The organism is Spirosoma horti (assembly GCF_054776595.1).
In genome coordinates, this window is sequence record NZ_BAAHBQ010000003.1 from 774,460 (window position 1) to 797,930 (window position 23,471).

At 51.5% G+C, this 23,471-nt stretch carries 21 protein-coding genes; 11 read left to right on the forward strand and 10 right to left on the reverse strand.

Annotated features, from left to right (window positions below):
- The first annotated feature begins 72 nt into the window (after window positions 1-72).
- Window positions 73-795, forward strand: coding sequence for an RluA family pseudouridine synthase (locus tag ACYVAM_RS10970; RefSeq protein ID WP_461066806.1), 723 nt, complete (start codon window positions 73-75; stop codon window positions 793-795).
- A gap of 101 nt (window positions 796-896) precedes the next feature.
- On the opposite strand, the gene ACYVAM_RS10975 is transcribed toward ACYVAM_RS10970, so the two are convergent.
- Complete coding sequence (locus tag ACYVAM_RS10975; RefSeq protein ID WP_461066807.1) at window positions 897-1,403, reverse strand: DinB family protein; 507 nt, start codon at window positions 1,401-1,403, stop codon at window positions 897-899.
- A gap of 122 nt (window positions 1,404-1,525) precedes the next feature.
- Between ACYVAM_RS10975 and ACYVAM_RS10980 the strand changes: the two genes are divergently transcribed.
- Window positions 1,526-2,500 carry an NAD(P)H-quinone oxidoreductase gene (locus tag ACYVAM_RS10980; protein WP_461066809.1) on the forward strand — a complete coding sequence of 325 codons (975 nt, stop codon included), beginning with the start codon at window positions 1,526-1,528 and terminating at the stop codon, window positions 2,498-2,500.
- Window positions 2,501-2,516: 16 nt separating this feature from the next.
- Here ACYVAM_RS10980 and ACYVAM_RS10985 read toward each other — a convergent pair whose 3' ends face one another.
- The 3 genes from ACYVAM_RS10985 to ACYVAM_RS10995 all read right to left on the reverse strand — a co-directional run bounded on the left by ACYVAM_RS10985 (window position 2,517) and on the right by ACYVAM_RS10995 (window position 8,030).
- The gene (locus tag ACYVAM_RS10985) at window positions 2,517-5,699 is read right to left on the reverse strand and encodes an efflux RND transporter permease subunit (protein ID WP_461066811.1); all 3,183 of its coding nucleotides are present in this window, start codon (window positions 5,697-5,699) and stop codon (window positions 2,517-2,519) included.
- Window positions 5,700-5,775: 76 nt separating this feature from the next.
- Window positions 5,776-6,732, reverse strand: a complete 957-nt coding sequence (locus tag ACYVAM_RS10990) for an efflux RND transporter periplasmic adaptor subunit (RefSeq protein ID WP_461066813.1) — start codon at window positions 6,730-6,732, stop codon at window positions 5,776-5,778.
- Between the two features lie 2 nt (window positions 6,733-6,734).
- Window positions 6,735-8,030 carry a TolC family protein gene (locus ACYVAM_RS10995; RefSeq protein WP_461066815.1) on the reverse strand — a complete coding sequence of 432 codons (1,296 nt, stop codon included), beginning with the start codon at window positions 8,028-8,030 and terminating at the stop codon, window positions 6,735-6,737.
- A 256-nt stretch (window positions 8,031-8,286) separates the two neighbouring features.
- On the opposite strand from ACYVAM_RS10995, the gene ACYVAM_RS11000 reads away from it, so the two are divergent.
- Entirely contained in the window at window positions 8,287-9,225 is a 939-nt protein-coding gene (locus ACYVAM_RS11000) for a nucleoside hydrolase (RefSeq protein WP_461066817.1), read from the forward strand.
- Window positions 9,226-9,413: 188 nt separating this feature from the next.
- Here ACYVAM_RS11000 and ACYVAM_RS11005 read toward each other — a convergent pair whose 3' ends face one another.
- On the reverse strand, window positions 9,414-9,992 hold the full coding sequence (locus ACYVAM_RS11005) for a hypothetical protein (protein WP_461066819.1): 579 nt from the start codon (window positions 9,990-9,992) through the stop codon (window positions 9,414-9,416).
- A gap of 229 nt (window positions 9,993-10,221) precedes the next feature.
- Between ACYVAM_RS11005 and ACYVAM_RS11010 the strand changes: the two genes are divergently transcribed.
- From ACYVAM_RS11010 to ACYVAM_RS11040, 7 genes are all read left to right on the forward strand, one after another.
- A complete protein-coding gene (locus tag ACYVAM_RS11010; RefSeq protein ID WP_461066821.1) occupies window positions 10,222-10,797 on the forward strand; it encodes an NUDIX hydrolase in 576 nt (191 codons plus the stop codon).
- A 153-nt stretch (window positions 10,798-10,950) separates the two neighbouring features.
- Window positions 10,951-12,129 (forward strand): pyridoxal phosphate-dependent aminotransferase, encoded by a 1,179-nt coding sequence (locus tag ACYVAM_RS11015; RefSeq protein WP_461066823.1) that lies wholly within the window; start codon window positions 10,951-10,953, stop codon window positions 12,127-12,129.
- A 48-nt stretch (window positions 12,130-12,177) separates the two neighbouring features.
- Window positions 12,178-13,035, forward strand: coding sequence for a prephenate dehydrogenase (locus ACYVAM_RS11020; RefSeq protein WP_461066825.1), 858 nt, complete (start codon window positions 12,178-12,180; stop codon window positions 13,033-13,035).
- Window positions 13,036-13,145: 110 nt separating this feature from the next.
- Window positions 13,146-14,012 (forward strand): aldo/keto reductase, encoded by an 867-nt coding sequence (locus ACYVAM_RS11025; RefSeq protein ID WP_461066827.1) that lies wholly within the window; start codon window positions 13,146-13,148, stop codon window positions 14,010-14,012.
- A gap of 93 nt (window positions 14,013-14,105) precedes the next feature.
- Window positions 14,106-14,459, forward strand: coding sequence for a hypothetical protein (locus ACYVAM_RS11030; protein WP_461066829.1), 354 nt, complete (start codon window positions 14,106-14,108; stop codon window positions 14,457-14,459).
- Window positions 14,460-14,564: 105 nt separating this feature from the next.
- Window positions 14,565-14,957: a hypothetical protein gene (locus tag ACYVAM_RS11035; RefSeq protein ID WP_461066831.1), complete on the forward strand. Its 393-nt coding sequence runs from the start codon at window positions 14,565-14,567 to the stop codon at window positions 14,955-14,957.
- 111 nt (window positions 14,958-15,068) lie between these two features.
- Window positions 15,069-15,599, forward strand: coding sequence for a ferritin (locus tag ACYVAM_RS11040; protein WP_461066833.1), 531 nt, complete (start codon window positions 15,069-15,071; stop codon window positions 15,597-15,599).
- An 88-nt stretch (window positions 15,600-15,687) separates the two neighbouring features.
- On the opposite strand, the gene ACYVAM_RS11045 is transcribed toward ACYVAM_RS11040, so the two are convergent.
- From ACYVAM_RS11045 to ACYVAM_RS11060, 4 genes are read right to left on the reverse strand one after another with little or no spacing between them, the layout of a single operon-like run.
- On the reverse strand, window positions 15,688-16,326 hold the full coding sequence (locus ACYVAM_RS11045; RefSeq protein WP_461066835.1) for an HmuY family protein: 639 nt from the start codon (window positions 16,324-16,326) through the stop codon (window positions 15,688-15,690).
- Between the two features lie 24 nt (window positions 16,327-16,350).
- On the reverse strand, window positions 16,351-16,581 hold the full coding sequence (locus ACYVAM_RS11050; RefSeq protein WP_461066837.1) for a hypothetical protein: 231 nt from the start codon (window positions 16,579-16,581) through the stop codon (window positions 16,351-16,353).
- Between the two features lie 13 nt (window positions 16,582-16,594).
- Window positions 16,595-16,975 carry a hypothetical protein gene (locus ACYVAM_RS11055; protein WP_461066838.1) on the reverse strand — a complete coding sequence of 127 codons (381 nt, stop codon included), beginning with the start codon at window positions 16,973-16,975 and terminating at the stop codon, window positions 16,595-16,597.
- A 51-nt stretch (window positions 16,976-17,026) separates the two neighbouring features.
- Window positions 17,027-19,120, reverse strand: coding sequence for a TonB-dependent receptor plug domain-containing protein (locus tag ACYVAM_RS11060; RefSeq protein WP_461066840.1), 2,094 nt, complete (start codon window positions 19,118-19,120; stop codon window positions 17,027-17,029).
- Window positions 19,121-19,297: 177 nt separating this feature from the next.
- Between ACYVAM_RS11060 and ACYVAM_RS11065 the strand changes: the two genes are divergently transcribed.
- Window positions 19,298-20,230: a DUF6607 family protein gene (locus ACYVAM_RS11065; protein WP_461066842.1), complete on the forward strand. Its 933-nt coding sequence runs from the start codon at window positions 19,298-19,300 to the stop codon at window positions 20,228-20,230.
- 123 nt (window positions 20,231-20,353) lie between these two features.
- On the opposite strand, the gene ACYVAM_RS11070 is transcribed toward ACYVAM_RS11065, so the two are convergent.
- The gene (locus tag ACYVAM_RS11070; RefSeq protein ID WP_461066844.1) at window positions 20,354-23,458 is read right to left on the reverse strand and encodes a glycosyl hydrolase; all 3,105 of its coding nucleotides are present in this window, start codon (window positions 23,456-23,458) and stop codon (window positions 20,354-20,356) included.
- Window positions 23,459-23,471: the final 13 nt, after the last annotated feature.

Here is a 23,471-nt window from a genome sequence, read left to right on the forward strand (position 1 = left end):
GTTTAGGGTATCCGGTTATCAGCCGGATAGCTTTAGGATAAACCGTAAACCAAATACCGTAAACCCAATACCATGAAATTAGTCTTTGAAGACCTCATCATTTTCGAAAATGAGGATTACATATTGATCAACAAACCGCCCCACGTAGCCTCGCTCGACGAACGCACAACCGACCGGGGTGGTCAGAGTATTTTGCGCCTGGCCAAAGCGTACCATGCCGACGCTCAGCTCGGACATCGGCTCGACAAAGAGACGTCGGGTATTCTGGCGATCGCTAAAAATCCGGAGGCTTACCGCCACCTGGCGATGCAGTTTGAACACCGGGAAGTAACAAAACGCTACCATGCCGTGACGAACGGGGTGCATAACTTTGAAGGTATTTCGGTCTACTTGCCCATTTCACCCATTAAAGACGGAACTGCCGTTCGGATTGACCGTGAACACGGGAAAGTAGCCGAAACGATTTTCAACACGTTACAGGCGTACCGGACAGCGACCCTGGTCGAGTGTATGCCTGTTACGGGTCGAATGCACCAGATTCGGGTGCATTTGATGTGCCTGAAAGCCCCCATTGTCAACGACCCGACATACGGCGGGAAGCCCGTCTTTTTATCCGATATAAAGCGAAATTTCAACCTGAAAGAAGGCACGGAAGAACTTCCGCTCATTCATCGGGTTGCGCTGCATGCTCACTCGCTCACCTTCGCGATGCTGGACGGCGAAGAGCAAACGTTTGTAGCGCCATATCCAAAAGATTTCAATGTGCTGGTGAAGCAGTTGGAGAAATTTGCCTAAGAATGATGAATGATTACGTGCCCGGCCCGTGTCCTCACACGGGCCGGTTTTGCGTTAATACCAGCGTTTTCAGGAGGCAATCATGCATCACTTATCATTCGTCATTTCTTCCACGCATCCAGTAAGCGCCGGATAATGATAATTTCGCCGACATGGTAAGCCGTGTGGTCGGCAATCAGCAGCGCTTCTCGGAGCAGGTTCTGACCATCGCCATGAGCAAAGGGAGCATATAAATCTCGGTCGGGGTCGTTCAATAGCGTGACAAACGCATCACGATCTTCCCTGATTTGCATCAACGCCTGCTGCCAGGCACCCTCATCGGCCGGAGCCAGTTCTTTTGCCCAATAGCCCGATGGCCAGGGTGGCGACTGATGGCTGGAGTCGCGAGAAAATTCGAGGATATCCCATTGAGCAATGCGAATATGATCGACGAGTTGCCAGATGCTATAGGGCAGTTTGTCGGGCTTTACGCCACGAAGTTCGGCCGGCAAGTTCTGAACAGCATCGTCGAACGACTGATGGGCGTTGCTACCAGTCAGTAAGGCAATTAATTGCTTACGAACGGCATCGTTTACATCGGAAATAGATTGATTGGGTTGAGTCATCATCCTGTTTGTATGGTCTTCTACCAACTACTCATTTTTCGATAGAGTGGTTTGATAAAAGAGTACTTTCAGTTCTGGGTTAGCTTTCTTTCCTGACAAAAGGCGACCGTAATGGTTATGTAGGTATGAAAGCAGTCATAATCACCCGTCCCGGCGACGGCTCCGTTCTTGAGCTACAGGAACGGCCTACTCCACAACCTCAATCAGGACAGATTCTCATACATGTGCGGGCAGCAGGCGTAAACCGAAGTGACATTCATCAGCGAACGGGTGGTTATGGAACAGATCCTACGGGGCAGATTCCCGGCCTGGAAATAGCGGGTGTTGTTGAGCAGTGCGGGCCCGACACCAGCCGTTGGCAGGTCGGCGACGCGGTATGCGCCCTGATTAGTGGAGGGGGCTATGCCGATTATGTAACGGTAGACGAGCGGCACTGCCTTCCCATACCGTCGAATCTGACCTTTGTTGAAGCGGCATCTTTGCCCGAAACGATTCTAACCGTCTGGTCGACTGTTTTTCGCTGGGGTCATTTGGCCAGCGGAGAAAACCTATTGATACACGGGGGTAGCAGTGGCATTGGTGTAACCGCCATTCAGCTAGCCAAAGCCTTTGGTGCCAGTGCCTACGCTACAGCGGGCAGCGACGAGAAATGCGCTTTTTGCGAACAGATAGGCGCTGTAAAGTGCGTCAACTATAAGAAAGAGGATTTTGAGAAAATACTGAAAGACGTAGACGTCAATGTTATTCTGGATATGGTTGGCGGAGATTATACACCAAAGAACCTGCGCCTGTTAGCCACTGACGGTCGGCTTATGTTTATCAACGCCATGCAGGGTGCCGACAGCCAGATTCATATTCCAACGCTGATGCAAAAGCGGATCACCATCAGTGGCAGTATGCTAAAGCCGCGCGATGCCAACTTCAAAGCCAACCTGACCGCCGATGTTGAAAAACAGGTATGGCCGCTCTTAACCGATGGCCGCTTTAAGCCGATTATTTATCGCACGTTTCCCCTCTCCGAAGCGGCCAAAGCCCAGGAGTTGATGACCAGTAGTGAGCATATCGGCAAAATTATCCTGGAAGTACCAAACAGCTTCTAGCTGTTTGGTACATTCCTTACATCTCCGTTCCCTCCTCTATCGGCTCCGGTGTGGGATGTCCGGACGAATCCAGGGCCGTTGGGCGGGGCCGTCGGCGATTAACGAGGTAAAATAAAGGAGGAATAATAAGTGGGGCGAAAAACAGCGTCGTGGTCAGGCCACCAATAATGACCGTCGCTAAGGGCCGCTGAACGTCGGAGCCGATACCACTCGAAATGGCAGCTGGCACAAGACCGATGATCGCCACGACCATGATCGCCATGATGGCCCGGAATTGCTCCTGCGCCGTTTCGATGGTGATTTCTTTCAACGACTTCGGGTTATTAATCAGATTCCGGTTTAGTGCGGACACGAGTAATACACCCGCCATCACCGAAATGCCGAAGATCGACACGAAGCCCACCCCCGCCGAAACGTTGAAGTTGTATCCCCGAAGCAGCAATGCGCCAATGCCACCAGCCAACGCAAACAACAGACACGTCAGGGTTAAGAGCGTATCGCGGACGTTTCCGTACAACATGAATAGGAATAGAAAGACCACCACAATCGTCAGCGGGATAGAAACAGCCAACTGCCCGCCAGCCCGCTCCAGGTTTTCGTATTGGCCGCCGTAGATGACGCTGTACCCTTCCGGGATTTTGACATGCTGTCGCACTTTCTCGCTGATTTCTTTCACAAACCCGCCCTGATCGCGGCCCCGAATGTTGGTCCGGACCGTCACCATGCGCTTGCCATTGATCCGGTAAATGTTTGTTTGGCCCTGCACGTACCGAATGTCGGCCAGTTCACTCATGGGGACGAGCGCACCCGTTGCCGAGGGCACCTGCAATAGCCGAATGGCCTCAATGCTACCCCGGCTTTCGGGGGTGAATCGCACCACGATATCGTAGCGTTTGGCTTCGTCGTAAATGGACCCGATGGCTTTACCGCCAATGGCGGCTTCGATCATGTTTTCGATCTCGGCCACGTTGATCCCATAACGCGCTGCCGCCGGCCGGTTAATTTTGATAGCCAGCTGATCCTGGGGCCCCTCCTGCTCAATATTCACGGATACGGCACCGTTCATGCCCTTTACCAGAGCCGCAATACTATCGGCTTTAGCGCGCATCAGCGTCAGGTCATTTCCGACTACCGAAATCGCCAGATCGGCTGCGCTACCCGTCACGATTTCCATAACCTGGTCGATGATCGGTTGCCCCGATGAGAAGAAAGCGCCCGGAAAAGCTTCCTGCAATTTTCCCTGCATGGAGCGTACAATCTCTTTCTTCGAAATCGTATCCGACCAGGTGCTATAATCTTTCAGGCCAATCAGGATCTCAGTGCGGTCGGTTGGAAACGGGTCCGTACCGTCATCATTACGCCCTGACTGGGTAATGACAAAGCTGACCGGTTTGTAAGTACTAATAATGTCCCGAATCTTGGGAGAAATCTTGGCGTTTTCCTGAATGGTAATCCCCGATGGCATAAAGGCCCGCATAAAAATGGACCCTTCATCGAGTTCGGGTAGAAATTCGGTGCCGAGTTTCAGGCCAAAGCCAACCATAACCAACACAATCGTCATGCCAACCCCAACGACCAGACCCGGTACCCGAAATAATGTCGATGTCAGCAGCCATCGATAGCCACGCTCCAGGGGCGACAGCAGAAAGTTTTTATGTTCTTTCAGCGGTTTACCGTCGGGGGCCAGCACCTTACGAAAGGCAAACGAGATAAGGACCGGGATCACCGTCAAGGCGCAAATCAGCGAACCAATGACGGCAAATGACAGCGTCAGCGCCATGGGACTGAACAGCTTTCCTTCAACGCGTTGCATCAACAGAATGGGCATGTATGCCAGAATGATGATGGTCACCGAGAAGAAGATTTCCCGGGCTACTTCCCCGGCCGAACGGGCCGTAACATTCACAATTCCCTGGTTCCGGTCGGCCGGGCCCGATGATCGATATCGCCTGATCAGGTGTTCCGCCATAACGCTGGCCCCATCGACAATGATACCAAAGTCGATAGCGCCCAACGACAGCAGGTTGGCGGGAATGCCAACCAGTTTCATCAAAATAAACGCGAACAGCAACGAAAAGGGAATGGTCACCGTAACGACCAGCGCGGCCCGCAGACTACCCAGAAACAGCACCAGCAGGATCGCCACGATAGAAATACCTTCGATCAGCGTGTGGGCAACCGTTTCCAGAGAATGGTCAATTAGAAAGCCCCGGTCGTATAATACCCGCAAATGAACCCCTTTGGGCAGTTCGCGGGCTTCGAGATCCGCAATTTTCTCTTTGAGCAATTCCAGTACTTCGCTTGGGTTCTCGCCCCGGCGGAGTAACACAATTCCCTCGGTGGCCCCAATTACGTCCAGCTTTTCGTCGGGAATTCGGTAGCCCAGAATGCCCGAAGGGGACGGTGGGTTTATTTCAACGCTGGCTACATCCCGGACCAGAATGGGTACGCCCTCATTCGCTTTGAGCACAATGTTCTGCACATCGTCGGGCGACTTGAGCGCGCCCAGCCCACGTACCGCGAAGCCCTGTCCTCCTCGGGAGATGATGTTCCCTCCGGTGTTCTGGTTATTCTTCTGAACAGCCTCGATGACATCCTGTAAGGTTAAATCAAACTTCCGCAACTTGGCTGGATCCGGAATGACCTGGTATTGTTTGATCGGCCCCCCAAACGTGGTTACATCAGCCAGTCCTGGCACCTGAAGCAATTTTGGGATGATGACCCAATCCTGCAAATCGCGCAGTTGCATGGGCGTCATACTCGCCGGCGCTTCAATAACGTAGCGATAAATTTCGCCAACGGCCGTGGTTAAAGGCGCCAGTTCCGGCGAAACGCCGTCGGGCAATTGGGCACTGCTGAGCCGCTCGATGATCTGCTGCCGGGCGAAGTAATCCGTAACCGTTTCGTCAAAGTTCAACTGCACCACCGACAAGCCAAAAATCGTCCGCGACCTGCGATCCGTTACGTGCGGCACATTGTTCAGCACGCGCTCGATCGGGATGGTTACCTGCTGTTCGACTTCCTCTGCCGCCCGGCCATCGTACTTACTGATGACGATAACATTGGTATCAGCAATATCGGGGTAGGCTTCGATCTTGAGTAATTTGAAGCACCACAACCCCAGCCCCATGATCGCCACCGCAAGACCAACGACGATCCAGCGGTTTTTGAGGGAAAAAATTATTAGTTTCTGAATCATCTATTTCGTCTGGACCAAGCTCCCGCCTGGCCTTATAAAGTGCTGGTAGGGGCCAAGCATGAGCTTGGCCCAGCCACTAATACCCAAAACTTAATCCTTTCAATTGCAGCACATTGGCCGTAACGACCTGGTCATTTTCCTTCAGTCCGTTCTGCACCACCACCCGGTCGGCACGCTGCTGCCCCAGTTCAACGGCTCGCCGTTCGACGGCCCTTGGGCCCGTTTGGATAAAGACATAATCGCGCCCCTGTACGGTCACGATCGCATCCCGAGAGACAGTCATCAGGTTGCCTTCCGAAACGCCAAATTCTGCCTGGGCGAACATGCCCGCTTTCAGGCGGCCATCGGGGTTAGCGACCGAAATACGTAGCTTGATCTGGCGGGTCGTGTTGTCGACGTAGTCATTCACATTATCAATGACGCCCACGAACCGCTCGTTGGGGAAAGCCGTAAAGTTGAGTGTACAGGCCAATCCCTTCCGAATGCTGCCAAACTGGTTTTCCGGTATTTCGCACACCACCAGAATCGTATTCGGACGGGCTTTGCGGAGGGCTTCAGGATCGAAACCCGCCAGTTTCAGCGTTGCTTCGTCCGAAATAATGGCCGCTTCTTCGTTGGCCAGTTGCGTTTGGGCTTCAATCACTTCTTTACCCGATGCGGCCCCATGCGCCTGCAAATCCTTTACCCGTTCCAGGTTGCCGCGCTCCGTCTGGATATTGATCCGGTGCTGTAAAATGGCCGTGTAATTCTCGGACAAACTTGGTTCATCGAAGAGCACGAGCCGTTCGGCCGGATTTTCAGTTGAGCGCACCACCATAGCTGCCACATGACCCGGTGCCGAAAAATCGGTACGGATCGCTCCCGACCTGGCGGGCTGGGTCGTGAAAGGGCTCATCATCAAGGAATCGGGAAACGTGATGCGTGCCCCATCGGTGCTGATCGTTGGGTGAGGTATGGATGTAACGACTGGCTTTGGCTTGTCTTTACAGGCAACCGTCAAAAGAGCCAACAGAAGTAGTGGGTGAAGTTTCATTGTCAATAAGCGTTAATTTGCCCGGTTACGTACAACAGCCGAACGTAATTTTGACGGTGGGTATAGAGCGCCTGATAATAAGCCGTTTGCGTATCGAACCAGGACGTTTGCGCCTGCAACAGGTCAATTAAGGTCGTAGCGCCCCGCAGGTACGCGTACCGAACGGAGGCCAGCACCCGGTCGGCATCGCGCCGAATCCCGACATACCGTTCGATATTCTGGCGACTTGTCGCAAACGATTGATAAGCCGTTTGTACTTCGGCCCGTATTTGCCGTTGAACCAGCGCAGCCGCCTGTCCGGCCTGTTCCTGCAACACCCGCGACTTCTGAATCTCGCCCTGGTTACGGCTATAAACGGGCAGTTCGAGGGTTAGAAAAACACCGGCATAAGGAACTGCATTCTGGGGGTTCCAGATCAAGCCAGCTTCGTTGCGCGGTTTGGCCAGCACTTGCTGCAAATCGACATTGCGCCGGGCCGATTCCAGGTTAGCCTCAGCCGCGCGTACATCGGTGCGGGTTGTAGCCGCCAGTTGCATCAGACTGTCTGCACTGGCATTGACAGACGGATACAAACTCAGTGGATTGGTAAAGGCGGGATTGATGATCGAGTCGTTGAGCGCCACGTTGATGCTGTCGGCCGCACCGATCACCAGACGCAGGTCATTCAACCGGTTGCGAAGGTCCTGCTGAGCGGTCCGGGTCTGGATATCGTACTGATCCGAGATCAGCTGCGTTCGGGTAAGATCGGTACTACTGATAACCAGATCTTTAAGGCGAACCCGATTTAACTGAACCAGGGTGTCGACATTGGCTTTAGCCCGCTGTAACAAAGCCAGTTGAATACGCGCATACCAGGCATCCAGGTACCGATTGGCCGCATCGAACAGCAACCCCCGCTCCGTTTCGGCCACGCTCCGAACGGCCAGATTCGTGTTGGCTTCGGCAAATCGATTTCGATACGTGCGCTTGTTATGAATATCAAACTCCTTGGTTGCCTGTAACCAGAACTGGCGTCGCTGGCGGTTCAGTACCCCAGCGCCTTCCATTCCCGGTGCCAACGTTCCCGGCGTTTGTTGAAGCTGGAACAGCGTCTGGTTATTCAGAACAGGATTTGGTCGTAAGTTGGCCGTAATCTGGTCAGCCTGGGCGGCATTGATATTCAGCCGCTCAACACGGAGGGCCGGACTATTCTCCCGCACTTGCTGAAGTGTTTGCCGCAAGGTCAGTGTTGTCTGTGCAGAGGCCGTTACAACCGAACAGACACACAGCAGGTATAGGATTGTTTTTCGGAAAATCATTCGATGAACAGGGCCTCAATATCGACGCGCTTTACTACCCATAAAACCGTAAAATTGCGCTGAAACAGTCCAAAATTATAATTAAAAAATAGTTAAATATACTTAAGGAAGGTTAAGTAACCGATTACTCCCTGACCCGTGAATTATATATTGGCAATACGGCGCGGTAATGGGGCGCTACACAAAGAACCGATGACTGTATCTTAGCACCTGAATGAACGGCCCTCCTGAGCTAAATCATCCTAACTGGCAACTTATGAAGAAAATACCCATCCTTATTGACTGCGACCCCGGGCACGATGATGCGGTCATGCTGATGCTCGCGTTTGGCAGCGGCCTGTTTGACATCAAAGCCATCACCACATCGGCGGGCAACCAAACCCAGGAAAAAACGCTGAAGAATGCGATGAAGATCATCACGCTGATCGAGGCTGATGTTCCGGTGTATAAAGGCAGTGAGAAACCCCTCTTCCGGGAGCTCATCATTGCCGACTATGTGCATGGAGAAATGGGCCTGGACGGACCGATTCTGCCGGAGCCCGTCTTGAAAGCCGAACCCCTGTCGGCCATCGAAGCGATGGCCGCTCTTCTGACGGCGAGTTCGGAAAAAATAACCATTGTCCCAACGGGGCCATTAACGAACATTGCGGCATTCCTGCTGGCGTATCCACACCTGAAACCGAAAATCGAACGCATTTCGCTCATGGGCGGTGGTGCCTTTCGGGGCAACATCACGCCTACCGCCGAATTCAATATCTACGTTGATCCCGAAGCGGCAGCCATTGTCTTCAGATCTGGGGTACCCATAACCATGTGCGGTTTAGATGTTACGCACAAGGCGTTGGTATTTCAGGATGACATCGAGCGGTTCCGGGCGATTGGGAATAAGTCGGGGCAGGTGGTTGCCGAACTGATGGACTTCTTTTCCATTTATTACCGGCGCGAACGGCCCGAGCTGAACGGGGGTGCAGCGCTGCACGACCCCTGCGCCATTGCCTGGCTGATTGACCCATCGATGTTCATATCGAAGTCCTGTTATGTCGATGTTGAAGTGAATGGCAGCCTAACGGCGGGCACAACGGTCGTCGATTTTTTCGATGTCCTGAAGAAAACCCCGAACGTAGAGTTCGTCTATGATATCGACCGTAAAAAGTACATTCAGTTGATCTACGAAGCGGTGAAACGATTGCCTTAAATACAAGAAGTTTTAACCACAGAGGCACAGAGGACGCAGAGATTTCAATGTTGATTTTCAATTGCTTATTCTCTGTGTTTTTTGTGCCTCTGTGGTTAAAACGTTTGCGTAACCACCCAGGGGAGGGGTTGGATTTAGTAAGGGTAAAGTCAGTGTTGAGAAGATGACTTTACAGGAAAGCAGTCTGGTCAAAACCAGGGTCGTCTCACTTTAAATGACCGCTTGAGGCCGCTGATGAGCAGGAATGCTCCCACAATACCGAATATGATAGCGAGTATGGTAACGTGTAAAATGGCAAATAAGACCGCTACCAGAATGACAAGTACAGAGGCTTTCAATTTCCAGCTAATGCGTTGCCACCAGTTAAGTTCAGGCCGAAGCTTCATACCCAGACTCTGACGAATCTGGTTGCCTAATTTGAGTTTTTTCTTGGGCTTAGGGCCCGGTTGATGCTCCGTAGATTCGGTGGTAGGCTTCGTTAACAGGGAGTTTATCCGATGCATCCGGCGTTCGATGTGCTTCGTTTGGGTAGGCTGGCTAATTCGGCTGGCAACAGCGGACGTAGCCGGTTGCGGTACAACAGCCACTGGCGTTGCTAGCTGAATGACTGAATCTGAAACCGATGCGTCTGCTTGCGCTACTGGCTGCTCGATTGGCATTCTGGCTGCCGCCGGGTGGGAGGTCGGTTGAAAATAGGCAACGGGACGATGGCAGGACGAAAAGAAAAGGCAGGACGCAGTAGCGAAAAGGGCAATGATGTTCTTCATCAGGTTTCAATTTGTACGAACGAAATTCGCAAAAGCAAAAGTCCTCTCTAGAACGAATCAGGCAGGTTGGTTAATATGATTTTCGCAAAAAAGCTACGATTTCAGATACATTTCCCCTGGCATGACCTGGCTAAATGGCCGTCAGACACGGCGTTATCGACTATGACGGGGAACAATACCTGCAGGTTACGGATGCATTAGTCCGCCAGGTCTGCCTACCTTTGCAGCTATGACTCCCGACAATGATCCCCGGCCCTGGCAGGTCGAACAATCTGAATACATCCATCAATTACCGTGGTTCACGGTTCGGAAAGAAGCCATTCGTATGGAAAACGGTGGTACAATTCCTAATTATTTCATTTTCGAATACCCTGACTGGGTCAACGTGGTCGCTGTTACGACCGACAATCAACTGGTTTTGATTCGGCAATACCGGCATGGCCTTGCGGGTGTCCATTATGAGTTGTGTGCGGGTGTGGTTGATGCGGGCGAGGACCCACTTGTTGCGGCCCAGCGCGAACTACTGGAAGAAACCGGTTTTGGCGGAGGCCACTGGGAACCACTGATGACCCTGTCAGCCAACCCAGGCACGCATTCTAACCTAACGCATGCCTTTCTGGCAACGGGGGTTGAGTTGAAACAGGCCCAACACCTCGAATCGACGGAGGAAATTACCGTCCATCTGGTATCGCTGGAGCGAGCCATTGCAATCATCAATACGGGCGAAATGATGCAGTCATTGCATCTGGCTCCCCTCCTGAAATATTGTCTGAATTGCACCGGCAACCCGACGAAATTTGCCTGACTTGTCTGGCCAGCTTTGATTTCGACTATACAAACCTGTGATGCTTCGTCGCATTGGACCGACTAGTATCTTTGTACATTGATGGTACCTTACTAATTCGTCTTTTTATACAATCTGGGAGATCGAAAAAATCCCATAAATTCCGGTTCAGAAGTGATTATCCCTCTTGCTCACCGCGCCGACCAAACGCAGGAATATTATTTTTCAGTAAAACTGGCCGAAGTCCGTCGCCTTCAGGCGGCTGGTCATGACGTGATCAATCTGGGCATTGGCAATCCGGACTTGATGCCGTCACCTAATACAATTGATGCCCTCATCAAGTCCGTTCAGCAACCAACGGCCCATGGTTATCAACCGTATAAAGGCACACCGGCCTTTCGTCAGGCCATCGCTTCGTTTTATAAACATACGTACGGCGTTCCACTCGACCCCGATACGGAGATTCTACCACTCATTGGCTCCAAAGAAGGCATTACCCACATCTCGCTTACCTTTTTGAATGAGGGCGACGGGGTGCTGGTGCCTGAGCTTGGTTACCCGGCGTATCGGGCCGTGAGTGCGATGGTTGGTGCTTCTGTTCAGGAATATCCACTTATGGAAAATAACGGCTGGCAACCTGACTGGAACATTCTGGAAGACATGGTGGTCAATACCGATTCCTTGCATCCGTTCAAAATTATGTGGATGAATTACCCGCATATGCCAACCGGTGCCCCTGCTACCCGCGCCCTGTTCGAGCGGGCGGTTCGCTTTGCGCATGATCACAAACTACTGTTGTGCCATGACAACCCCTACAGCCTGATCCTGAACAAGAAGCCACCCATTAGTTTGCTGTCTGTTGATGGGGCCAAAGAGGTGGCCATTGAACTTAACTCACTGAGTAAGTCGCACAACATGGCGGGCTGGCGCATTGGCTGGATGGCGGGGGCCAAGCCGTACGTAGATTCGGTGCTGGCCATAAAAAGCAATGTGGATTCGGGGCAGTTCAAACCCCTGATGGACGCGGCTACCGAAGCCCTCACCAACTCCGATGACTGGCACCGGGAGCGGAACGCCGTTTATCAGGGCCGGTTGGATGCCATACATGCCTTGCTGGATACGCTGGGCTGTACTTACTCCACCGATCAGGAGGGATTATTTATCTGGGCTAAATTGCCCGAGTCAGTACCGTCTGCCGAAGCGCTGGTCGATGATCTGCTATTGACAAAACATGTGTTCATTGCGCCCGGCTTTATTTTCGGGCCGAAAGGCAACCGCTACGTGCGCGTGTCGTTGTGCTTGCCAAAGGAGCGTATAGAGGAAGCAACAGCCCGTCTGAAGATGCCTCAATAGCCCATCAAAAAATCATAAAAATCCTGCCGGGTTGCCGGTGCAATTCAGATGGTTGTCAGCATTATAGGAATAGGTTTATTGGGCGGTTCATTTGCCCTGGCCGTTCGAGAGAAGTACCCCAAAATGCGCTTTATCGGCGTCGATACATCGGTTGTGAACGGGCAGTTGGCGTTGGCAAAAGGCATTGTCGACGAAGTGCTGCCGCTCGAAGAAGCCGTTGCTCAAAGCACACTCGTGGTTCTGGCAACGCCCGTCAATATTATTATCGACCTGCTACCCACCGTTCTCGATCACTTACCACCGGGAGCAACCGTAATAGACCTTGGCTCGACCAAAGGCCTTATTTGCGATGTGGCCGATGCCCATCCCAAACGGGCGCAGTTCGTAGCCGTTCATCCGATGGCGGGTACCGAAAACTCTGGTCCGGGAGCCGCTTTTAAAGAGTTATTGGCGGGTAAAAACTTGATTATCTGCGACCGCGAGAAAAGCCATCCCGATAGCCTGACGCTCACCGAAAGCCTGTTTCGGGATGCGGGCATGCGATTATTTTACATGAACCCGCAGGAACACGATCTGCATCTGGCGTATGTATCGCACCTGAGTCACATTAGCGCCTTTGCCCTGGGCCTGACCGTTCTGGAAAAGGAAAAAGATGAGCAGGCTATTTTCGACATGGCCAGCACTGGCTTTAGCTCCACCGTGCGCCTGGCCAAAAGCTCCCCGGCCATGTGGGCCCCCATTTTCGATCAAAACCGGGCGAATGTCTCGGATGCGCTGGCCGCCTATATTGAGTTCTTACAGCAGTTCAAGCAGGTGATTGATGATCAGGATGTACACACATCGCTCGATTTCATGCAGCGGGCCAATGTCATCCGGCGCGTACTCGACGGCATTGAGAAGCGGTAAACTTAAAAACTTCAGGCGGCAACTCATACAAAAAGGATTTCTGTTGGTTTATGCATAAGATACGCTGCCTGAACAGGTGGTGTTCAACTGGTAAACAAGTAGAAATACCCATGCAAGCAACAGACCAACAACCAGCCACTCAAGCTGGTACGATTACGATTGGTGGCGATCTGACTGTCAATCGACTGGCTTACGGAGCCATGCGAATTACGGGCGAAGGTATCTGGGGCCCTCCCAAAGATCATGACGAGGCCATTCGGGTCTTGAAACGCACCCTTGAACTGGGCATTAACTTCATCGACACAGCCGATAGTTACGGACCGCACGTGTCGGAAGAACTGATTGCCGAAGCCCTTCATCCGTATTCAGATGGCCTGGTTATCGGTACAAAAGGCGGATTACTCCGCACGGGTCCCAACCAATGGCCGGTGGATGGCAGCCGTAAACACCTCGAAGAAGCGCTGAACGGTAGCCTTAAACGCCTGAAACTGGAGCGAATCGATTTGTACCAGCTTCACCGGTTCGATCCGAAAGTTCCCTCAGAAGAATTTCTCGGCTTTTTACAGGAAGCCCAGCAGCAGGGTAAAATCCGGCACATTGGCTTATCGGAAGTAGGCATCGACCAGATCGAAGAAGCGAAGCAATACTTCGACGTCGTTTCGGTACAAAACATGTATAACTTCGGCGAGCAGCGCTGGAATGACGTACTCAAGTACTGCGAGCAGAACAACATCGCCTTTATTCCCTGGTTTCCGCTCAATGCCGGTAATGTGGCAGCTGAAAATGCAATCAAGAAAGTAGCTCAACGACATGGTGCAACTGATTACCAGATTGCGCTGGCGTGGCTACTGGCAGCATCACCGGTTATGCTACCCATCGCCGGCACGTCGTCGGTGAAGCACCTGGAAGAAAACGTCAAGGCGGCAACGATCAAGCTGACGGACGAAGATTTGCAGGATATGCCATTGCCTAAGTAAGACGTATCGGTATTTGGTTTACGGTGGGTTGACCCTGGATTTGCGTCAGCATGCCGTGAACCAAACATCGTAAATTAACCCCCTTGTACCATTATGTCAACTCAAACAAAGCAGGATCCACAACAGCTGCTGGCCAGAACGTTGCAACGACTCCAGCAAGACGCTGAACACATCAGCCCGGTGAATGAGTTAATAAACGAGTGGAGCAACGCCCTTGGTGAAGGCAACCTCACCCTCGAAAACGTTGCCGATGAATTGTTTTCACTTAAGCAAGCCCTGGAAGAAAGCAAAACAGCAAAGATTTCGGGGTCATTGCACACGCTGAGCAAGCTGACCAAACAAGCGGCTAATGAATCATCGGACGTGGGTCTGGTTGGCCAACTTCTTCAACTGGCACAGGTACTCGATGATTTATCCGAACGGGTAAAAGGAACCAGTACAGTATAATTAAAATGGGTTGATTTATGATACCGCTGCCCAGGAATTACCGTTTACTGGACAGATTAGCGAACAAGCGCAAAAATATTGTTTAGAGTGTTTCTAAACTAAGAAATGCCTTGTATCTTTGTTTATTCATTTTTGAAAATGGTGGGCAAAGAAATAGCTGCGACGTATCAGGAAGTATTCCGAACCGATAGAGGTGTTGTCTATCAGTGTGATGCGAGCAATCGGTTGATTCTGGAGTTTTGGGATACGCATACGCCCTTATCGGCACGTGATTTCGCTCAGTTTAGGCGCATGGTCGAAACAGTCGACATTCGGCAGATGGCCTTAAGTACCGCTGCCGCTGATGATGTTGAAATTCTGACACCTCCTCGTTCCGAGCGGTGTTATGTGTTGACACTTTGTGAAATTGTGCACCTACGTGAGCTTTTGACCGGTGCTAAACTCATGCTGGAATTAAACGCTATGCTTCGCGAATGTGGCTGTACAACGGCCAGCTAACCGTAAATAGACTTTCTCTAAATTTCTCATAAAAAAAGCGGGCGCATAACAACCCCCGCTTTTTTTATGTTGTTTTGTTTCATAAACGTCTCACCGAAATTAGTCACCCGTATGAAAGACTTAGCAAGATTACGCAGTTCCGTTAAGGAAAGCGTTGAACTGGCCCTGAATCAACAGATACAAATGGAAATGGTATCGTCGTCGAAGTACCTGGCGATGGCGGGTTGGTGTGATCGAAACGGCCTCGATCATAGCGCGGGATTTTTCTATAACCAGTCGGAAGAAGAGCGTAAACATGCGATGAAGCTGTTTCATTACCTCTGCGACCAGGGAGCTACGGCGTATTCGCCCGAAGTTCCGGCCGTAAGCCAGGAGTTCGATACGCTACGTTCGCTTTTCGAAGGCGCTCTTGATCAGGAAATTGCCGTCACCGATTCGATCAACCGGATCATTGGCATTTGCCGCCGTGAAAGTGATTACGCTACCGAAGAACTTCTGAAATGGTTCGTGAAAGAACAAATGGAAGAAGAGTACATTGCGCGTCGTTGCCTCGAACTGATCGACCAGATTCCTTCTGATCAAATCTATTACCTGGATAAAAAACTGGCCAGCGTTACCTACGACGGCAATCCATTCGAATAAACGATTAACGTCATACATGCAAAAAGGACACCTGTGCAGGTGTCCTTTTTGCATGTATGGTATAGTGGGTTTAGGTATAGTGGCATTTTTACTTGAATGTCTGGCTGCCGTCTGGCTGGTATAAGTACCGGAAGGTGAAATAGCGAGGAACGCTGTTGACATCTGGAGCAGCCGGTGCATTCTGGTAATAACTCAGAATCTCCATTTTCGCGTACTTACCATCGCCGGTTCGGATAACGAATACTTTGCCTGGAATGGGTGAGATAATGTTGGTCGTCTGGTTGTAATTGTACCACCCTTTCCCCGAACCCGTGGTGATAGCCAAGACGGTAGCGCTTTGGTCCTGACTGAAAGTGGCCGATGTGGGTACAGATGTCAATTCATCAAATGTACCGGTATAGATATAAGCACCTCCCTGCCCGGCGCGAATAGGCCCACCATTGACAATGATGGTTGTTCCCCGAAAACCAATATCCCATTTGTTCGTTGCCGAGTCCGTATTAGCGATCTGCTTGTTATCTTTCAGACTGAAGAGTGCAAATTTACCCGTGGCGGCAACGGGTTGCTGGCCCGTTGCGGACGTCGTGCTGGACGGGTCGGCGGCTATATCTTTAACAGTAACGGCCGTCAGTGGCTGAACAACAATTGGGTTATCGTCTTTACTACAGGAGAAAAATACGGTGCTCAGGCCGATGGCTAAAGCTACTTTGTACAGGTAATTGATCATTGGAACTGGTTAGTTAATTGGTGATTAGTTTAAGACCTCACATTGCAACCCGGCAGCAGTTAATAGCCGAATGACATCCGTTTCAGTGAGCGATTCGGTCTCAATGCGCAGGATACATTGGGTTGGCATGCCCGCTACATCGTCGAGATCGATACGCCACCGACAGATTCCCTTCAGCAGACACAATCGGCAGGCGGCCCGGTGAATACGCTCATCGGTGTTAATGTTGGTTCGAAACACAAGAACATTGGCCATAACACAGTCAGGCTTAGTTCTGGGCGTTGCGCAGGACTTCGAACCAGTGCAGCCGTGCCACCGCACGGCTCAGCATTTTTCGTAGCTCGATTAGCTCGTGCAGCCGAAAGCTGAACCGGAGAAAACGCGACGGCGTACTCAGGTGAATTCGTTCTTCATACGGGTGTGCCTCAAAGTAGGCGGAGGTGTCGATACTCCGCACGTTCCATTCAAGCGCCAGAAAATCATCGTAGCAAAGCCATTGGGTGATGTTGTTGAATTCTAAGGCTATGTTGTACAGGCTTTGGGCGGGCGTAGCCGCTGGGTCTGTCTCATGGACGGCCGGGCCGTCATGTAACGTGATACGCCCATTGGCGGAATCGGATAAAAGGAGACACTGGCAGTTCTTACACATGAGCTTTTCTTTTATAGATTGCTTAGTAGATACCTGGCTTACAAAAGCTGACTATGATTTCCACGCCCATCGCAGCGATGTGTACCATAACCGACCCGCCAGATTGGGAATGTAAGCCGGGTCGGTATAACCCGTCAGATTATCCACACCGGCTTGTAGGGTCAATGTTTTCCAGGTCTTGGCGGCTGACACATTGTAGAGCATGTAGCCCCGAACATATTCACCGTCCGAATCCAGAATCAGGTTCCCGTCCCGATCAGCAAAGCCGTACCGTCCGCGATAGACGCTCCGTAACGAAGCCGATAGCCCCCGTTTGGGTGATTCGTAAAAAAGCTTCAGGTTCGCCATGTGTCGTGAGCGATTGAACAGGCCGCCATACTCGGCTGGGTTTACACGCTCGCTGGCCAGGGTTTCGGGGTTGCGCCGGTATACTGTCCCGGCTTTGATGCCTTCGACAACGGCTTTGTCTTTGGCAATCAGGTACTGATACCCGCCACTCAGCGTCAGATAACCGGTTCCAACCGACCATCGCCAGCTACTTTCCAGCTCTGCGCCCTGCGTGAACACCCGACTTAAATTATTGTAACTGAATACATTCTGGCCATTCGTTTTCCGGGCAATTACCTGGGTTTCGATCAAATCCCGGATGTCGTTGCGGAACAGGTTCAGGCTTACGGTCAACGGTGATACGGGTGATTTGAGCTGTGCCCCAATGTTGTAGGCCATCGACCGCTCGGCCTGAATCGTGGCCAGTTGAGACGGGTCAAGGACGATCTCCGCCAGTTGACCCTGTTGCCGCAGCCGGGCAATACCGGCCGCGGCTTCCTGCGTCCCGAAAACGCTATAGCCCGCCACCGCGTTATCGAAGTTCAGGTACAGTTGCCGAAAGTCAGGCGCCTTAAACCCTACGCCTATGCTCCCCCGCAGGGCGATGAGCGGACTAAGGGCATAACGAGCCGATAGTTTGGGACTGAACTGGCTGGCATACTGGCTGTGCGCATCGTAACGACCACCGGCAATGACCGTCCAGCGAAGCGAGGGCATCCATTCATATTGTGCAAAGCCATACGTTGTGTTGAACTGCTTATGTTCCGTATAGCGCGTTGCTTCGACCCCTTCGGCAATGTATCCCGCGCCGGCAGTCAGTATATTTTTTGGATTGATGATTCGTTCCACAACTACTTCCGGGCGGTTAAATGTCTGCCGGAAAAAACTGGCATCGTACTCGTCGCGCGTTGCCGTGTAGCGGAGATCAGTATTGGTAGAATAGCCTGTGTGATAATAGCGATACGTGATTTTCCAGTTTGCTGAAATCTGATGCGTCAGAACCGGATTCAGGTTGTAATCCCGTACCGTTCCGGGTCCGGATACCTGAATGTCGGGACTAACGATAAAATCATTTGATTGGCTTTCGCTGAAAAAACGGCCCGATACGGCCAATTTCAGTTTCGGTGACACCGTAAACGTCAGTCGTCCGCTAGCCGTGTAGTTGGTGAACGGTGCAACGGTTTGGGCTTGCGTCGAGCCATTCGCCAGCGAATACCCCGCCGATTGATACCGGTCAAGAAAAGCGTAAACACCCAGCTTCCCGGACCGGCCAACGGCCCATTGGTTGCTGACATCGCCCGATAAATCGCTGGTTTGGTTGGCCCCGTAGCGTGCTGACAGGCTGCCTTTAGCCTGATTTAAGGCCCCGCCTGGTGTCTGGGTAATTATATTTATGACACCTGCCAAAGCCTCTGAGCCGTATAAACTAGACGACGGCCCTTTCACCACTTCGATCTGTTTGATATTACCAACCGCCAATCGGGTCAGGTCGAGTGTACCGGCCGTGCGCCCTACGATGGGTTCGCCATCCACCAGAATCAATGTATAATCGGGGCCAAAGCCCTGGACTTGAATCCCCTGCCCATGGTCCGTTACAACAGCCAGACCTGTCTGCTCCCGCAATACCTCGTTGAGCCGGAGACTACCCATTTGCTGAATTTGTTTACCACTAATCACCGTAACCGGCAGCGGCAACGCCCCCATGGGCCGCTCGTTCCGTGTAGCTGTCACAACGACCTCGTCAATAGCGCGTGCTTTCAGCATATCGTTTTGGATGGGCTGTATGAAAGTCAGGGTGATCAATAAAAACAGGGACATGGTGGCGTTAGTTAAACTCAAACCTGATCGTCGAGGTAGCCTTCCAACGAACTGGTTTATGCCACAAACGTAGAGCCTATTTAGAATTTGTCCAAACAAATGAGAAAATAATTTGTAAAGAGTCTAAATAAACATAATTTTGTCCCGTCAACTTTTACTACTTAAACTTCTCTCCCTATGCGTCAACCATTATTCATATCGGCTCTTTTCATAGCCACCCTTAGTTCTCTCTACGCACAAACAGCCCCGAAACCTGAAGATATTGCGGCAATAAAAGGGCAGTGCGGATGCCATGATGTCCAGTTCCTGTATGCCGAAACGTTTTCTCCCGATAAGGCATATACCTTTAAAGACCGGTATACGGCCAAAGGCACTGAACTTGTCTTTGTAGACGAAGAGTCTGGTCCGGCAAACAAGCCAACCAAGCTTGTCATTCAGCACTTACTCGTTGTCAATGACACAATGGTGATCAAGCACTGGCGTGAAGACTGGGAGTTTCAGAATACGAGTCTGCTCAAATTCGACCAGAGTGCCTCGTGGAAACGCGTAAAGCTGACCCCTGCTCAGGCAAAGGGCCAATGGACTCAAAAAGTGTTTGAAGTAGATGACAGCCCTCGTTATGAAGGATCGGCGACCTGGATTCATGCCGATGGTCGCACCTATTGGGAAAGTACCGTTGATGCGCCCCTACCCCGGCGCGAATACACTAAACGTACCGATTACAATGTGATGCGCCGGACAAATCATCACGAAATTCGGCCGGATGGGTATGTACATGAGCAGGATAACGACAAGATTATCCGCTCCGAAGCAGGCGATCAGTTACTGGCTTCAGAAAAGGGATTGAATACCTACCGGCGCACGGATGAGACTAAATGCAAAGCCGCCAAAGACTTCTGGGCTAAACATCGGGCGTATTGGGCCGACGTCCGGGCAGTGTGGGGCGAGGTACTCGCCAAACGCGACGCAGTAGCCATAAAAGGGCAGGTAAAAGGCCAGACGCTGGGACATGAACTCGATGAATTAGCCGTCACCACACAAAAGACGACCTACAATTCAGCCACGAGCCGCCAGCTAATTCAGCAGACAATCGAAAAATACCTGAAGTGAAATAGTGCCTAAGTCGCTATATAACAGAGCGGTGGCGTAGGGACTATCTCATAACTCGACGTAAAGTCGGGTGCAGTAACTGAAAACCACTGCACCCGACTTTACATTTGTACTACTCGTTAGTTAGGGCTTAACCACCTTCACCGTTACGGCTTCATGCTGCGTGCTGGCCCGGATCAGGTACACGCCCGAAGCCTTACCCAGTTGAAAGGAATAGGCTTCTGACCCAGTTGCCTGCTCCGTCTCTTTAGCCAGCAACTGATTTCCCTGTTCGTCCGTTAGAACCACTTTCAACGTGCTGCCTTCCGCTCCGTGCACCTCAATATTGGCCTTATCCCCTACAACAGGGTTACCCAGTAACGTCACCAACAATGACGACGTTTTTTCTTCCGCACCGGCTCGTCCGCCAGCAACGGAAGCGGGCTCAGTGCCAAACACCAGTTGTGATACACCGTCCGTGTTTTTATAATAAATCGTTACATGGCTGTTCGTATCCATCGCAGCCGTTGGCTTGTATGAATAGTCATTACGCTCGTTGAACGTAGACCAGTCTGCTTTGGCGATTCGGTACTGAATATCGCCGGTATTGCTCGACGGATAGAGCATGCCCACGGTTGACTTAACGTTTAGCTGAAGATAGGTGTCGGCCTTGCTTCGACTCACATTTCGCACAAACTGACCCGCCACGCTGGTGTTACCAAGTTTGGCATAATCCAGAAAAAAATTCAGATTCTGGGTTCCTTCGGCTGTGAACCAGTACCGCACCGATAAATCACTGTAAGCGACGGGCACATTCCCCTCATTGACAAGGCTCATAAATGTGTTAATCGAGCTATTGTTTGCGGCACTGTTCCGGTTCTGCGTCAATGCTTTTAGCTTCACAACCGATGGAACCACGTCGGGCTCAACGCCCCACATTAGTTGGGGCACTCCGTCCGAACCGGTACGGTATACCGTAATATGGTTGTTGAGGACAAAGTCCGTCGCTGCCTGGTACGAGTAGTCATCTTGCTCCCGCAGGTTTGTGTAATCAGCATTGACAAACCGCGATTGGATTACTCCTGAGTTACCGACCGCCAGATTACCCGCCGATGGATCAAAGCTGTATTCAAGGTAACCGGTCGCGCCGTTACGCGGGTTTGGTAAGGCTACATATTTAGTTTTGATTTTATTACCCCCGAGTTGGGCATAATCAATATAAGCGTTGATCCCCGCGTAATTTTCAGCCGTAAACCAATACCGAACGGTAAGCTCGCTATACGGCACCGGCGCTGATCCTTCATTAATGAGCATCAGATTTGGCCGGATCGTTGTGTTGTTGGCATTTCCTTTGTCGGCATCCTGATACTGCACTTTCAGCGTAACGGGTGGCCGCCAGTTCGGAAGTTCGTCACGTGTGATTACATCTTTATCCGTGAATACGGTTTTCAGTAAATCAATTGGTTGTTTTTTGATATAATCCGTTCCGGTCCAGACCGAAAACCAGGACCACCAGGTGCCAAAGCCCCGCACCTTATCCGGGTTTGGCAGATTTCCAGTTTCCGATAAGGTCACCAGTTTTTTGCCATTCAGTTGCGCCTGTGCGCTCCCCCAGTTACCGCTCATGTTAACATTGGCGTTGGCGTAAATATCCATGCCGACCACGTCAACATATTGATCGCCCGGATACCAGTCGGCGTTGAACGTATCGGTGGCGGTATATACCCAGATCAGGTTATGTAGCTGGTGGTAATTCGTCAACCGATCGTACAGAATGCGCCAGAGTTCTTTTAAGGGGCCAGGTCCTTTGGCACCCCACCAGAACCAGCCACCGGGGGCTTCGTGTAGAGGGCGCCAGAGAACGGGAACATCGGCTGCCTGGAATTTCTTCAATTGCAGGGCAATGGCGTCGATGTCGCGCAGGATGAGTTGATAGCGTTCACCTTTTTTATCCGCCAGCACAGCGGCAATATCGAACGTGGTGGCATCAGTATAAAAACCGCGCCACCAGAGTTTGTCCGGTGCCTGATTGATCAGGTCGGTGGGCGCATTCCAGTGCCACATCAGGCTGATGATGCCCCGCCCTTCCCCTTTTTTGGCCCAGCGAATAATGTCTTCGCTGCTTCGCTGGGGCGACGTGCCGAACTGGACACGACTCGGCGAATAGTCGATCAGGTCAAAGGAGCCAATGGCGGGTTCTTTGCCGGTTTTTTCCAGTATGTATTCCACATCGTCCTGCTGACCCGAGATCACTTTGCTCCCGTATTGGTCAACGAGGTACGAAAACAAGCCCTTCGTGGACAGCGTGGCCTGCGCATCAACGAGTACTTTCGGTGGTTTGGCAGGCAGCGGTGCCGATGTTGGAGTAAGCTGAATGTAGTCGATATCAAAATAACCCCAGCCCTGATAAATGTTGATCGTATTCAGGCCTTCCTTTAACAGAAACTTGCCAACACTGGCAGCACTAAATCCCGTGCTGGTTTGCTTCAGTGTACCGCTTCCCGGCTCGTCATTTACCTGAAAATCAACTCCTTTATCACTATAGGGCGATGCATAACCAATAGCCAGTTCATACAGCCCCGCCGGTGCATTGACCGTAATACTAATTTTATCCGTCGAACTGTTGATCCCGGTCACATAACCCGTTCCCGAAAAATTCGGATTGGTTGTCGCGACCTCTACGCCCGTCAAATCACCCAGTTCGGCCTCCGCCCGACCATTTACCAGCGGCACAACCGTTGGCGGCTTGATAGACGCTGGTGTCAGCAAAATATAGTCGATGCCATAATAACCCCAGTTTTTGGTGAGTATAATAGTATTCTGGCCGCCAACCAATTGAACGCCACTGACAACCAGCGCACCGAACCGATTATCGATTCCTTTCAAATCCTGCTCGCTGGTAGCGCCATTAATCGTTAGCCGGGTCTTTTTATCACCATACGGTGAATAATACCCGATTGTCAATTCATACGCCCCGGCCGTGGCAGGCACTGTAAATACAATGTTGTCGCCCCCGTTGCTATCATCATCGAACCCCCAGGCATAGCCTGTTCCAGATGCATTTACGTTATCATTCACGATTTGTACACCGTTAAGCGTAACGCCCTGGCTGGCTTCAGCTTCGATCCGAATGGGGCCAGCTGCGAAGCCCGTTAACGTACAGGCCAGCCAGGCGGCTAAAAAAAAAGGGATTGCTCCCTTTGGGCAAGGTAGTGCCCGATTAAAAGCAGTGAGTAAATCAGAAAGCACAATTAAAAAGGAA

Coding starts and splice junctions, on each gene's coding strand:
- ACYVAM_RS10970 (WP_461066806.1), top strand. CDS start 73: ATGAAATTAGTCTTTGAAGACCTCATCATTTTCGAAAATGAGGATTAC.
- ACYVAM_RS10975 (WP_461066807.1), bottom strand. CDS start 1,403: ATGATGACTCAACCCAATCAATCTATTTCCGATGTAAACGATGCCGTT.
- ACYVAM_RS10980 (WP_461066809.1), top strand. CDS start 1,526: ATGAAAGCAGTCATAATCACCCGTCCCGGCGACGGCTCCGTTCTTGAG.
- ACYVAM_RS10985 (WP_461066811.1), bottom strand. CDS start 5,699: ATGATTCAGAAACTAATAATTTTTTCCCTCAAAAACCGCTGGATCGTC.
- ACYVAM_RS10990 (WP_461066813.1), bottom strand. CDS start 6,732: ATGAAACTTCACCCACTACTTCTGTTGGCTCTTTTGACGGTTGCCTGT.
- ACYVAM_RS10995 (WP_461066815.1), bottom strand. CDS start 8,030: ATGATTTTCCGAAAAACAATCCTATACCTGCTGTGTGTCTGTTCGGTT.
- ACYVAM_RS11000 (WP_461066817.1), top strand. CDS start 8,287: ATGAAGAAAATACCCATCCTTATTGACTGCGACCCCGGGCACGATGAT.
- ACYVAM_RS11005 (WP_461066819.1), bottom strand. CDS start 9,992: ATGAAGAACATCATTGCCCTTTTCGCTACTGCGTCCTGCCTTTTCTTT.
- ACYVAM_RS11010 (WP_461066821.1), top strand. CDS start 10,222: ATGACTCCCGACAATGATCCCCGGCCCTGGCAGGTCGAACAATCTGAA.
- ACYVAM_RS11020 (WP_461066825.1), top strand. CDS start 12,178: ATGGTTGTCAGCATTATAGGAATAGGTTTATTGGGCGGTTCATTTGCC.
- ACYVAM_RS11025 (WP_461066827.1), top strand. CDS start 13,146: ATGCAAGCAACAGACCAACAACCAGCCACTCAAGCTGGTACGATTACG.
- ACYVAM_RS11030 (WP_461066829.1), top strand. CDS start 14,106: ATGTCAACTCAAACAAAGCAGGATCCACAACAGCTGCTGGCCAGAACG.
- ACYVAM_RS11035 (WP_461066831.1), top strand. CDS start 14,565: ATGCCTTGTATCTTTGTTTATTCATTTTTGAAAATGGTGGGCAAAGAA.
- ACYVAM_RS11040 (WP_461066833.1), top strand. CDS start 15,069: ATGAAAGACTTAGCAAGATTACGCAGTTCCGTTAAGGAAAGCGTTGAA.
- ACYVAM_RS11045 (WP_461066835.1), bottom strand. CDS start 16,326: ATGATCAATTACCTGTACAAAGTAGCTTTAGCCATCGGCCTGAGCACC.
- ACYVAM_RS11050 (WP_461066837.1), bottom strand. CDS start 16,581: ATGGCCAATGTTCTTGTGTTTCGAACCAACATTAACACCGATGAGCGT.
- ACYVAM_RS11055 (WP_461066838.1), bottom strand. CDS start 16,975: ATGTGTAAGAACTGCCAGTGTCTCCTTTTATCCGATTCCGCCAATGGG.
- ACYVAM_RS11060 (WP_461066840.1), bottom strand. CDS start 19,120: ATGTCCCTGTTTTTATTGATCACCCTGACTTTCATACAGCCCATCCAA.
- ACYVAM_RS11065 (WP_461066842.1), top strand. CDS start 19,298: ATGCGTCAACCATTATTCATATCGGCTCTTTTCATAGCCACCCTTAGT.